Here is an 11,416-nt window from a genome sequence, read left to right as displayed (position 1 = left end):
AGTTACCCGTTCCGGAAACACTCTTGGGGCATGAAACGCGGCTCAAGCGCCGACGTTCCAAGACCATACGCTGCAAACGCTTAGGCCAGCATCATTGCTGGCCGGTCCCGCCATGTAGATGGCCGGCGTGGATGAGCCGAGACCCTGATGATGGCAGGACCCGCGCTCCCTACTGAAACACGCATGGGGTCCCGATGGAAGGGTGCTGCTGGGCGCCGCATCCGTCCGGATGACGAGGATGCGGGAGCAGGAAACGGCGGCTCCTAGAGCAAAACGCGTTCAGGCGTGAACGCTTGTTTGCTCTAACTCCTTGTTCCGACGCGTCTTTGCGATTCTGGATGATTCCACCAAATCGCAAAACGCTTTAGAGTCTCGCCTGCGTGCTGCGCGGCGTGGCGAGCAGCAGGTGGGTTTCGGAAGCAGTAACGCCCTGGATCAGGCGGATGCGGCGCAGGACAGCGTCGAGATCGCTGAGATTAAGGGTGGCGAACTCCACCACGATGTCCCAGCGGCCATTGGTGGTGTGCACTGCGCTGACCTCGGGAAAGCCGCCGAGGACGTCGATGACCCGGTCCGCGGCCCGTCCTTCCACCTCGATCATCACGATGCCGCGCACCGGCATGGCGATCGCGTCGGCCTTGAGGATCACGGTGTAGCCGATGATGTCGCCCTGGGCTTCCATGCGCTCGATGCGTGCCCGCACCGTGGCGCGCGACAGGCCTAGCTCGCCGGCGAGATCGGAAATGCTGCGCCGGCCATTGTGGCGCAGCAGGGTGAGGAGCTGGCGGTCGATGTCATCCATGCGTTTGCCGAACTGATCATAAGTTTATAGCAATTCGATAAGGGATATTGAGCTCTTTGCCAAATTGCATCGTTCATACCGCCAAGCCTGGGCGATAGACTGCCGCCGGATTTCAAGAGGCTCGCATGACTTCGAAACATTGTATCTTGCTGGGTGTGCCGCTGCAGGAAGGCACGGGACGGCTTGGCTGCGATATGGGCCCCGGCGGCTTCCGGGCCGCAGGCCTGGCTGGCGCCTTGCAGGAACTCGGCCACAGCGTCGAGGATCGCGGCAACCTTGCTCCCGCACCCCAGCGCCCGCTCGGTCACCCCAACCAGGCCATAAAGCATCTGCCTGAAGTGGTGGCCTGGACCGAAGCCCTCGCCGAGGCTTCCTATCGTCTCGGTGCCGAGGGCATGCCGATCATCCTCGGCGGCGATCATGGCCTGGCTGCCGGCACGCTCAGTGGTTTCAGCCGGCGAGCCGCCGAAACGGGCCGGCCCTTCTTCGTGCTCTGGCTCGATGCCCATCCCGATTTTCACACGCTGGACTCGACGGTAAGTGGCAATCTGCATGGCTGCCCGGTGGCCTATGCCACCGGCCGGCCCGGCTTCGAGGGCTATTTCCCGCCGCTGGCCGCGCCAGTGAATCCCGAGAACATCTGCATGATCGGCATTCGCAGCGTCGATCCGGCCGAGCGCACGGCCCTGACCGCCGCAGGCGTCACCGTGCATGACATGCGCGCCATCGACGAGCATGGCGTCGGCCCGCTGCTGCAGGCCTTTCTCAAGCGCGTGGCGGAGGCGAACGGCGTGCTGCATGTCAGCCTCGACGTCGACTTCCTCGATCCCGGCATTGCGCCGGGCGTCGGCACCACGGTGCCGGGCGGTGCGACCTTCCGCGAGGCGCATCTGATCATGGAGATGCTGCATGACAGCGGCCTCGCCACCAGCCTCGATCTCGTCGAGCTCAACCCCTTCCTCGACGAGCGCGGCCGCACGGCCCTGCTCATGGTCGATCTCGTTGCCAGCCTGATGGGGCGGCGGGTGATGGATCGGCCGACGCGCGCGGGCACGGCCTAAACGGCCTAAACGGCCTAACCTGTCATTGCATCTGGGAAGCCAGACCTGCAATCGTGGCGTTGGGAAGAGGGATCTGCCGCCGCCATGTCAGCGCAGCGGCGGATGATCGGAGGAGGCGGCATGCCACAGAGCGTTCGTGACACCAGGGCCATGATTGCGGGCATGACGCCGCGCCTCAAGGAAGGGGCCTTCGTCTTCTGCACCACAACCTCGCCGGCCGTGATCGAGGCTGCTGCCGGGCAGGCGCTGTCCTTCTTCCGGGAAGAGGAAGGCGTCACCTTGATCCTGCCGGTGGAGGTTGCCGCCACCTTCGGCTTCGATACCGCCCTGGCGATGAAGCGCATCAAGTTGGAGGTCTTCTCCGCGCTAGACGGCGTCGGGCTGACGGCCGCCGTGGCGTCCGCCCTGGCGGCGGTTGGGATTCCCTGCAACATGGTCGCGGCCTTTCACCACGACCACGCCTTCGTTCCCGCCGGGATGGCCGAGCGCGCCGTCGCCGTCCTCGAGGCCGCACAGCGGCAGGCTGCAAGCTGAGGCGCCAGCTTATGCGCCGCCCAGGCGTTCAGTCCCGAACGCGCCTTGCTCTGTTGGCATAGGGCAGCACGAACATATAGAGGCCGCTGAACAGCAGCAGGAAGAGCGGCAGCAGGGGCGCATAGACCACCAAGGCCGGTGGTTCACCCAGTGCCATGGCAACGAAATTGGCAATCACGGTCACCGTGAAGGCGATGGACAGCCAGCGATGGGTCTGCCGGATCAGGGCGTTGAAGTTCAATGCAGCCTCCCTTGTGAGTATCGAGTCGTTATGCCGCAGTGGGGCCGGAGCTTAATTCAGCTCCGCCACGACCTTTTCCAGATTGGCGAGGAATTGCTGCCATCCGGCCTTGGCGCCGCCATAGGCCTGCCGCTGGGTCGGCCGGAAGCCTGCCTGCTCCATGCGCAGATGCGTGCCGGTGCTGCTGGGCGTGAGCGTGAAGGTCACCACGCTCTTCAGATCGTAGGCGGGATCCTCATGGCTGAAATTCCAGCTATAGGACAAGGTCCGGTGCGGCTCGACGGTGAGGACCTCGCAGTCGAGCACGCCGCCCCATTCGCCGCGCAGATTGAAGCGGTGGCCGACCACCGGATCGAAATCGTTCTTCATCAGCCACTCCTCGATCAGATGAGGCTGGGTGAGGGCGCGCCAGAGCTTTTCGGGCGGATGCCGAATCTCGCGTTCGACGACGACGGTACGGGTTTCGCTCTCGCTGTTGGTCATTGGTCCATCCTGTTCAGCAAATCTTCGAGATCGTCGAACCGGGCTTCCCAGAATTGCGTCATCTGGCTTGCCCAGTCGATCAGAGGGCCGAGGGCGCCGAGTTGTGCGCAATAATGGGTCTGCCGGCCCTCATGGCGGTCGCGGACCAGCCCGGCCTGTTTCAGCATGGCCAGATGCTTCGAGACAGCCGGCTGCGAGACCCGGGCATGGGTCGTGAGAGCCCCGACCGTCTGCTCTCCCTTGCGGCACAGGCGCTCGAAGATCGCTCGCCGGGTCGGATCGGCAAGCGTTCTGAACAGCAGGTCGGGGGAGAGGGGTGTCAAAATCAATAACTCCTAAGTTATGGGTTTGATCCATAGCTCAGTAGTTATGAATTTGTCAACTCTGCAGCAAAGGGCGCAACCGTCGTCAGTCCGCGACATGGCTCTAACGGGGTCACACAGGACATTATCCGGAAAAGCGGATCGGCTTTTCGCGAAGAAGATGCGGTCAAAACGGCGGGGAAGCGGGGAGTGCAGATTGCCGCTGCCGCCGGAGATGTCGCCCGGCGGTGCGCTATCCCGGCGCCGCAAGCGTCAGGAGCAGGGCCACTTCTCCTGCAGGGCCGTGGTGGCGAGGACCACGAAGGGCTCCTTGAGCCGGTCTGGATGGGCGTCGAGGAAGGCAGAGACGACGGTTGCCGTCTGCGCGACCGAGACGTCGACCGGCTTGCAGATACGGCTGTTCGACGTCAGCAGGCGGCCCATCGAGGCAAGATCCTCGATCTCGATCGCGCAACCCAGGGAAGGAAGTACGAGTTCACTCGGTGTCGGCCCGGTATTGGCCGCCAGGCTGCGGCAGGCGGCGCGATAATAGTCGCCGCTGTTCGGCAGGGTTTCGGCCGTTACGGGTATGCAAAAGCCGGTCAAGCAAAGGGCTGAAAGCAGGAATTTTCTCACCATGGGGAAATCCTCGATGTGCCAGCTTGTCCTGGCAAACTGGCATTTGCGGGGCGGCATGGTCAATCCGAACCCACCACGCGGTATGGTCTGGCCCGGCGCGTACCGTGGCAACTGCCGGCGCTGGGACACTCTTCACGGTGCGAAGATCGCAGAGATCATTCGCGAATTCCATAGTAAAACAATACAAAAGGAATTCCTCCGATCGTATAGACTTGTGTTCTCCGACCACGCACGCAAGTGCGCTTGTCCGCTGGGGAAGCCATGTTCATTTCAAGCACCAAACGATTTCTCGCCTTTTTGGTCGTGGCGACGCCTATGTTTGCGCCGATGGCGAGCCATGCCGGCGATATCGAGCTGCAGCCGCAGCAGTTGCGGGAAGATCTTGCCTTCCTGAAGGAGCGTTGGGCACCGCTCGACAAGAGTTTCAGCGACGAGCAGCGGCAGGCCTTCAACCGCCGGATCGAGGAAATCGCGGCCGCGGCTGACAAGCTCACGCCGGAAGATTTTGCCCTGGACGTCATGGGAGCTGTCGCACTTGCCGGCAATGGGCACACTAACGCCAATGTCGCTGCCTATCTCGGCGCTGACCTGCCAGTCCGCGCCTGGTGGTTCGCCGACGGGCTGTTCGTCGTCAAGACCCATCCGGCCTATGCCCATCTGCTCGGTGCCCGCATCGACAGGATCGGTGCGCTGCCGGCGGAGCAAGCCTTGCAGCAGGTCGAGCCTTACCTGGCCGGCGTGCGCCAGCGCAGGCGCTTCCTTGCTCCAGGCTACCTGGTCAATCCACGGATCCTGAAGAAGATCGGTGCGGCGGATAGCGCCTCCGCCATCCCCTTCACGGTGCGGTTGGCGGATGGCAGCACGCAAACGCCGCGCCTCGAACCCGTCGCGGCGGATCCGGGTGACGAGCGCAGATCCGGACTGAATCGGGGCTATTCCGTCCTGATCCCGGATCCGAGGGATCTGCCGGAGCGCTGGCCGCATATTCTCGATGGCAAGGGCGATCCTTCGCCGCTCTACAGCAAGCGTGGCGACGTCAAGGCCTTCATGATGACGCCTTCAAACAACACGCTCTATATCCGCAACGATACCGTCGCGAGCATCGACGATACGCCGCTCGTCCAGAAGCTCTCCGCCATCGTCAGGGACGAGATCCTCGCGCACAAACCCAAGCATGTCATCGTCGACCTGCGCCTGAACAATGGCGGCGATTTCTTCAATACGATCCTGTTCGCCCAGGCCCTGCCACGTCTCCTGCCCGAGGATGGGCATATATTCGTGCTGGTGAGCCGGGCGACCTTTTCCGCCGGCATCGTCACCGCTGCCATGATCAAGGGGGCCGGAGGCGACAAGGTGGTGTTCATCGGCGAGCCCATGGGCGATGCAGGCCAGTTCTGGGCTGAGGGCCGGAAGATGACGCTGCCCCATTCGAAGATCGCGGTGCGGTACAGCGACCAGTTCGAGGATTACGAGAAGGGGTGCACGGATACGCGCAATTGCTATTGGGCGACGGTGGCGTTCGGTCCGCGCGGCATCTCGCTGGCGCCCGACATTGCCGTCGACGTCACTTTTGCCGACTATGCCGCCGGGCGCGATCCCGTGCTCGCCAAGGCGCTCGAGCTCGCACGATGAGCCCTGGCGGTTTTCGGGCGATTGGCCGCGTCGGAGCGAGAAGCGGATCGGTAACAAGGCGGGCTCGGTTGTCGTAGGATGGAGGAGAGGCCAAGCCACCATCCTGCGAGGAGACCTGCCCATGCCGACACGCCGCGATTTCCTGGGCCTGGTCCTGCTGGGAGGTGCGAGCTTCGCCTTCGCGCAAGCGGCCGCGGCGGGGCCTGCTCGCCTCACGCTCAGCGAGGCGGAATGGCGCCGGCGTCTGACGCCAGCCCGGTTTGCCATTCTGCGGGGAGCCGGCACCGAACCGGCCTTCACCAGTTCTTTGCTGCATGAGCAGCGGGCGGGGCGCTTCACCTGCGCGGGCTGTGGCACGGCCCTGTTCTCCTCCCGGACCAAATATGACAGCGGCACAGGCTGGCCGAGCTTCTGGGCGCCGATCGGCCGGTCGGTGCGCACCAGCCGGGATGCCAGCCTCGGCATGATCAGGACGGCGGTTGCCTGCGCCCGTTGCGAGGGGCATCTCGGCCATGTCTTCGACGATGGCCCCAAGCCGACGGGGCAGCGCTACTGCATCAATGGATTGGCCCTGGCCTTCACGCCAGGCACGGCATGATAAAGGCCGTTTGAAGCACAGCCGTAATTTGTTCGTGAATTGTTCTTGTTTCCGGCGAGCGGCTGGGTATGATCAGGCATTCCTTCCTTCGGAGAGATTGCGCAATGCCCATCTTCAGCCGCGCTGGCCTGGCCCTGATCGCATTGATGGCCCTGCAAACCGGCCCTGTCCTGGCCGAGACGACGGCCTGCAAGCCGTTCAAATGGCCGCTGACGCGCGAGCAGGGCTGGTTCCAGGCTTCGCCGCCGACTTTGGCTTCGGGCGGGACACTGGCCAAGGTCGACGGGGCCGCCGACCTGCAGCTCAGCCCGGTGGCGGACCTCAAATTTCCCGTCACGACCGGGCGCAAGCCGGCGACAGGCACCTTTGGGGCGCTGCTGGCCCTGCCGCCGATCGAAAAGGCCGGCCTCTATCAGGTCACGCTCTCGGATGAGGGCTGGATCGATGTCGTCCAGGCCGGTGCAACGGTGAAATATTCGGCGGCGACCGGCCAGAAGGCCTGCGCCGGTTTGCGCAAAAGCGTGCGCTTCAACCTGGCGCCGGGGCCGGTTTCGCTACAGATCAGCGGCGTGAAGGCGCAGTCCATCAAGCTCGCCGTGGCGCCGGCCGAATAGAAGCCGACGCCTGCTGCCCATCCCGTATGGTCGCCCGCTGGACCGGACAGGTCCGGTCGAATGCCGACCGTGCCTCGAGGATGGCGGCGCGGTTGGCGAAGGCCCATTGGCCGAGGGCGTTCACCGGCATGCGCAGCGAATGGCCAAGTTCGGTGAGCTCATAGTCGACGCGCGGCGGAATGCTGGGCGTCACGCTGCGGCTGATGAGGCCGTCGCGTTCCAGCCCTCGCAGCGTGAGCGTCAGCATGCGCTGCGAGATGCCGTCGATCCGGCGCTTGATCTCGCTGAAACGCAAAGGCCCCTGGCTCAGTGCCATCACGATCAGGATGCTCCATTTGTCACCGATACGGGACAGGATCTCGGTGACCGGCCGGCAGCTCTCGGTCAGGTTGTCCTTGTCCTCGTTCAGGCCGGTTACACCCATGTCACCTACGGCCATGAATGTGCCTCCTTGTGCCTCACATGCCTGTACCATATTTAGCCTCAGTTACGTTTTGTAACCAGAAAATTTCAACCTGGAAAACTCCGGGGCGCTTCGTTCCCGGTGAGGCGCGACACCTATGGAACTCGGCCTGTACACCTTCGCGGAAACCACCGCGGATCCCGCCACCGGCACCGTCATCAGTGCTCAGGAGCGCATTGCCAATCTGATGGAGGAGGTCGAGCTTGCCGACCAGATCGGCCTCGACGTCTTCGGCATCGGCGAGCATCACCGTCCCGACTTCGCCGCTTCCACCCCTGCGGTACTGCTGGCGGCGGCGGCCATGCGCACCAAGCGCATCCGCCTTACCAGCGCCGTCACCGTGCTGAGTTCGGACGATCCGGTGCGCGTGTTCCAGGAATTCTCGACCGTGGATCTGTTGTCGGGCGGGCGGGCCGAGATCCTGGCGGGGCGGGGCTCCTTCATCGAGTCCTTCCCGCTGTTCGGCTACGACCTCAAGGATTACGACAGCCTGTTCGCCGAGAAGCTGGACCTGCTCTTGAAGATCCGCGAGCAGACCACGCTGAGCTGGCAGGGCGAGCATCGTGCGTCGCTCGATCGCCAGAGCATCTATCCGCGTCCGGTTCAGCAGCCTCTGCCGGTCTGGGTCGGCGTTGGCGGCAATCCCCAATCGGTGATCCGCGCCGGCACGCTCGGTCTGCCGATGGCGCTTGCCATCATCGGCGGGGAGCCGGCGCGCTTCAAGCCGCTGGTCGATCTCTATCGCGAGGCGGCGCGCCGGGCCGGGCATGATCCGGCCAGGCTTCCGGTCAGCATCAATTCGCATGGCTATATCGGCGAGGACGGCGACAGAGCGGCGGATGAGATCTTCCCCTATTATGTCGATGTCATGGGCCGCATCGGCCGCGAACGCGGCTGGCTGCCGCTGAGCCGGGCGCAGTTCGAAGCCTCACGCGCCCCGCAAGGGTCCGATTTCGTCGGCGATCCCAGTGCCGTGATCGACAAGATCCTGGCCGAGCATGAATTGTTCCGGCACCAGCGCTTCCTGATCAAGTTCTCCATGGGCAGTATTCCCCATGCCAAGATGATGAAATCGATCGAGCTCTTCGGCACCGTGGTTGCCCCGGCTGTCCGGAAGGCGCTGGCTCCCGTGCCGGCATGAGGCGGTATAAAGCAACACTTTTGCCTGAAAATAGACAAAAGTGTTGCTTTGCTGGCAATGGCGCCTAAGCTGAGCCTGCACAAGTGGGAAAGGCGCAGCCATGACACGTCGCTATCTGATCGGCCTCGACTATGGCACGGAATCGGCGCGTGGCGTGCTCGTCGATGTCGAGAGCGGCAAGCAGGTCGCCAGCCACGCGGTGCCCTATCGCCATGGCGTGATGACCCGCCTGCCCGAGGGACCGGCCTTGCCGCCGCTCTGGGCGCTCCAGAACGCCGACGATTATATCGAGGCGGCTCAGGCCATCCTGTCGGCCCTCGGCCGGGACAGGCAAGTTGAAGGCATCGGCCTCGGCTTCACCGCCAGTTCGCCGCTGCCGGCCACGGCGGAGGGCGTGCCGCTCTCGCGCCTCCACCCGCAGGAGCCGCACGCCTATGTGAAATTGTGGAAGCATGGCGCCGCCCAGGCGCAGGCCGAGGCCATTAATGCGCGGGGCGGGGCCTTCCTCGATAATTTCGGCGGCAAGCTCTCGGCCGAGTGGCTGTTGGCCAAGGCGGCGCAACTGGCGCAGGAGGCACCGCGACTGTGGCAGGAGACGGGGCGTTTCATCGAGGCGGGTGACTGGCTCGTCTGGCAATTGACCGGGCGTGAGACACGCAGCCTCGGCTTTGCCGCCTACAAGGCGCAATATGCCGATGGGGCGGGCTATCCCGATGGCATCGTCGAGGGTCTGGCCGACCGCCTGAGGCCGCCCCGGCGCGCCGGCAGCTCGGCGGGGGGCCTGTCGGCCGCCTGGCGTGAGCGTACCGGCATTCGCGGGCAGGCGGCCGTTGCCGTGGCGGTGATCGATTCCCATGTCGTGCTACCGGCCGTCGGCGGCGTCAGTGATGGCTGCCTCGTCGGGGCTCTCGGCACCTCCGCCGTCTATCTGATGCTCGGCCGCGAATTCCGGCCCTTGCCCCAGGGCATCGAGGGCGTGGCGTTCGATGGCTCGATGCGTGACCTATGGTGCTATGAATCGGGCCAGGCCGGCTTTGGCGATACGCTCGCCTGGTTCGTCAAGACCTTCCCGCGCGCTGCGGATGCGGCTGAAAATTTCAGGCTCTACAATGAAGAGGCGGCTGGTCTTGCACCGGGCGCCAACCATCTCCTGGCACTCGACTGGTGGAGCGGCAACCGCGTGCCTCTGGCCGATTCCGGCCTGAGCGGCCTGCTCCTCGGCTTGACCACGGGCACGACGGCGGCCGGCATCTACAGGGCTCTGCTGGAGTCGCTCGCCTATGGTGCGCGCAGCATCCAGGATCTCTTCATCGCCGGAGGCTTTCCCATCGACCGCCTGATCCTGTCGAGCGGCCTTGCCCGTAACAATCCCCTGCTGGTGCAGATCATGGCCGATGTCTTCGCGCGCGCGGTCGAGGTGCCCGAAATCGACAATCCCACCGCGGTGGGTGCCGCCATCCATGGCGCCATCGCGGCCGGGGTCGTCGCCGATTATCCCGATGGCGGCGCGAGGTTCGGCGCCCGGGCGTTCAGGACCTATCGGCCGGACGCCCGGGCCGCATCCACCTATGCCGATCTCTATCGCAGCTACGCCGCCCTGGCAGGTGATGCTTCGCTGCGAACGGCCATGCATGCGCTCAACCGGATCGGTAATATCCAACAGCTCCCTTAGCGGCGCCGCCGTTATGCCTGAAAACAGGCAAAATATATTTGCAATCATTCAGCGATGATGCATTAATCCGCTTCCTGCGATGGAAAGGCCATCGTCGAGAAGAGAGCGCCAAGCTCCATTCAAAAATCTGGGAGGATTTCATGTCAGCGCTCCGCCTGAGCCGCATCTTCACGTCCACTGCCCTCGCCACCACGGCCGCCCTCGGCTTTGCCGTGTTTTCGTCCCTCGCCGTGGCCGACAAGGCCCAGGCGGCAGGCGAAGTGATCGTCGGCCTGGTCACCAAGACCGAGGTCAATCCCTATTTCGTCAAGCTGCGCCAGGCCGCCGAGGCCGAAGCCAAGAAGAAGGGCCTCAAGCTGATCGCCCGCTTCGGCAAGTTCGACGGCGACAATGAAGGCCAGGTCGCGGCGATCGAGGACCTGATCTCTGCCGGCGCCAAGGGCATCCTGGTGACGCCCAACAATTCGACCGGCATGCTCGGCATCATCAAGAAGGCACGCGACTCCGGCATCCTGGTGATCGCGCTCGACACGGCGACCGATCCGGCCGATGCGGTCGACGCTACCTACGCCACCGACAATTTCGAGGCCGGCGTCAAGCAGGGCACCTATGCCAAGAAGGCCATGGGCGACAAGAAGCCGGTGCTCGCCATGCTCGACGGCACGCCGGGCGGCACGGTCGATACCTTCCGCCACAACGGCTACCTGCAGGGCTTCGGCATCAAGGAGGGCGACTCGGTCATCGCCGGCTCCGCCATCACCAATGGCGCGCAGGACAAGGGCCAGACCGGCATGGAGAACCTCCTGTCGAAGAATGGCGACATCAATGTCGTCTACACCATCAACGAGCCGGCCGCGGCCGGCGGCTATGCGGCACTGAAATCCTTCGGCAAGGCCAAGGCGGTGATGCTGACCTCGATCGACGGCAGCTGCCAGGGCGTGAAGGACGTCAAGTCCGGCAAGGTCGCCGCCACCGTGATGCAGTTCCCTTACAAGATGGCAGTCGCCGGCGTCGATGCGGTCGCCGAATATGCCAAGACCGGCAAGAAGCCGACCGGCTTCATCAACACCGGCTCGGAGCTGATCACCGACAAGCCGATGGCGGGTCTCGACTCCAAGGACACCGCCTGGGGCCTCAAGAATTGCTGGGGCGGCGAATAAGCCCAACCCTACCCAAAACGTGATCGGAAAATCGCAGGAAGCTCGACTTTTTGTCATCACCGGGCTTGTCCCGG

At 64.1% G+C, this 11,416-nt stretch carries 14 protein-coding genes; 8 read left to right on the top strand and 6 right to left on the bottom strand.

Going from position 1 to position 11,416, the window contains the following annotated elements:
- Positions 1-364: 364 nt before the first annotated feature.
- Positions 365-802 carry an Lrp/AsnC family transcriptional regulator gene (locus ACIGJE_RS23550; RefSeq protein ID WP_068294636.1) on the bottom strand — a complete coding sequence of 146 codons (438 nt, stop codon included), beginning with the start codon at positions 800-802 and terminating at the stop codon, positions 365-367.
- A gap of 125 nt (positions 803-927) precedes the next feature.
- Between ACIGJE_RS23550 and rocF the strand changes: the two genes are divergently transcribed.
- Positions 928-1,863: an arginase gene (rocF, locus tag ACIGJE_RS23545; RefSeq protein WP_311944667.1), complete on the top strand. Its 936-nt coding sequence runs from the start codon at positions 928-930 to the stop codon at positions 1,861-1,863.
- 120 nt (positions 1,864-1,983) lie between these two features.
- Positions 1,984-2,397, top strand: coding sequence for an ACT domain-containing protein (locus tag ACIGJE_RS23540; RefSeq protein WP_367626308.1), 414 nt, complete (start codon positions 1,984-1,986; stop codon positions 2,395-2,397).
- A gap of 28 nt (positions 2,398-2,425) precedes the next feature.
- Here ACIGJE_RS23540 and ACIGJE_RS23535 read toward each other — a convergent pair whose 3' ends face one another.
- The 4 genes from ACIGJE_RS23535 to ACIGJE_RS23520 all read right to left on the bottom strand — a co-directional run bounded on the left by ACIGJE_RS23535 (position 2,426) and on the right by ACIGJE_RS23520 (position 4,062).
- Positions 2,426-2,638 (bottom strand): hypothetical protein, encoded by a 213-nt coding sequence (locus ACIGJE_RS23535; RefSeq protein ID WP_311944669.1) that lies wholly within the window; start codon positions 2,636-2,638, stop codon positions 2,426-2,428.
- 51 nt (positions 2,639-2,689) lie between these two features.
- On the bottom strand, positions 2,690-3,121 hold the full coding sequence (locus ACIGJE_RS23530) for an SRPBCC family protein (protein WP_394311690.1): 432 nt from the start codon (positions 3,119-3,121) through the stop codon (positions 2,690-2,692).
- On the bottom strand, positions 3,118-3,444 hold the full coding sequence (locus tag ACIGJE_RS23525; protein WP_367626306.1) for an ArsR/SmtB family transcription factor: 327 nt from the start codon (positions 3,442-3,444) through the stop codon (positions 3,118-3,120). Before ACIGJE_RS23525 ends, ACIGJE_RS23530 begins: the two co-directional genes overlap by 4 nt.
- Positions 3,445-3,696: 252 nt before the next feature.
- A complete protein-coding gene (locus ACIGJE_RS23520; protein WP_415080514.1) occupies positions 3,697-4,062 on the bottom strand; it encodes a Rap1a/Tai family immunity protein in 366 nt (121 codons plus the stop codon).
- A gap of 315 nt (positions 4,063-4,377) precedes the next feature.
- On the opposite strand from ACIGJE_RS23520, the gene ACIGJE_RS23515 reads away from it, so the two are divergent.
- The 3 genes from ACIGJE_RS23515 to ACIGJE_RS23505 all read left to right on the top strand — a co-directional run bounded on the left by ACIGJE_RS23515 (position 4,378) and on the right by ACIGJE_RS23505 (position 6,906).
- Positions 4,378-5,694 carry a S41 family peptidase gene (locus tag ACIGJE_RS23515; RefSeq protein ID WP_415080515.1) on the top strand — a complete coding sequence of 439 codons (1,317 nt, stop codon included), beginning with the start codon at positions 4,378-4,380 and terminating at the stop codon, positions 5,692-5,694.
- A gap of 121 nt (positions 5,695-5,815) precedes the next feature.
- Positions 5,816-6,292, top strand: coding sequence for a peptide-methionine (R)-S-oxide reductase MsrB (gene msrB, locus ACIGJE_RS23510; RefSeq protein ID WP_415080516.1), 477 nt, complete (start codon positions 5,816-5,818; stop codon positions 6,290-6,292).
- A gap of 104 nt (positions 6,293-6,396) precedes the next feature.
- The gene (locus tag ACIGJE_RS23505) at positions 6,397-6,906 is read left to right on the top strand and encodes a hypothetical protein (RefSeq protein ID WP_311944676.1); all 510 of its coding nucleotides are present in this window, start codon (positions 6,397-6,399) and stop codon (positions 6,904-6,906) included.
- Here the strand turns inward: ACIGJE_RS23505 and ACIGJE_RS23500 are convergent.
- The gene (locus ACIGJE_RS23500) at positions 6,878-7,345 is read right to left on the bottom strand and encodes a winged helix-turn-helix transcriptional regulator (RefSeq protein WP_311944677.1); all 468 of its coding nucleotides are present in this window, start codon (positions 7,343-7,345) and stop codon (positions 6,878-6,880) included. The two genes, ACIGJE_RS23505 and ACIGJE_RS23500, sit on opposite strands and share 29 nt — an antisense overlap.
- 121 nt (positions 7,346-7,466) lie before the next feature.
- On the opposite strand from ACIGJE_RS23500, the gene ACIGJE_RS23495 reads away from it, so the two are divergent.
- The 3 genes from ACIGJE_RS23495 to ACIGJE_RS23485 all read left to right on the top strand — a co-directional run bounded on the left by ACIGJE_RS23495 (position 7,467) and on the right by ACIGJE_RS23485 (position 11,342).
- Complete coding sequence (locus ACIGJE_RS23495) at positions 7,467-8,510, top strand: LLM class flavin-dependent oxidoreductase (RefSeq protein WP_415080517.1); 1,044 nt, start codon at positions 7,467-7,469, stop codon at positions 8,508-8,510.
- A gap of 100 nt (positions 8,511-8,610) precedes the next feature.
- Positions 8,611-10,182, top strand: a complete 1,572-nt coding sequence (locus ACIGJE_RS23490; RefSeq protein ID WP_394311700.1) for an FGGY-family carbohydrate kinase — start codon at positions 8,611-8,613, stop codon at positions 10,180-10,182.
- A gap of 140 nt (positions 10,183-10,322) precedes the next feature.
- Positions 10,323-11,342, top strand: coding sequence for a substrate-binding domain-containing protein (locus ACIGJE_RS23485; protein WP_415080518.1), 1,020 nt, complete (start codon positions 10,323-10,325; stop codon positions 11,340-11,342).
- Positions 11,343-11,416 lie beyond the last annotated feature (74 nt).

Source organism: Labrys sp. E2SS-1L (assembly GCF_057073705.1).
The sequence above is the reverse complement of the archived record's forward strand: the minus strand, read 5'-3'. Positions and strand labels throughout refer to the sequence as shown.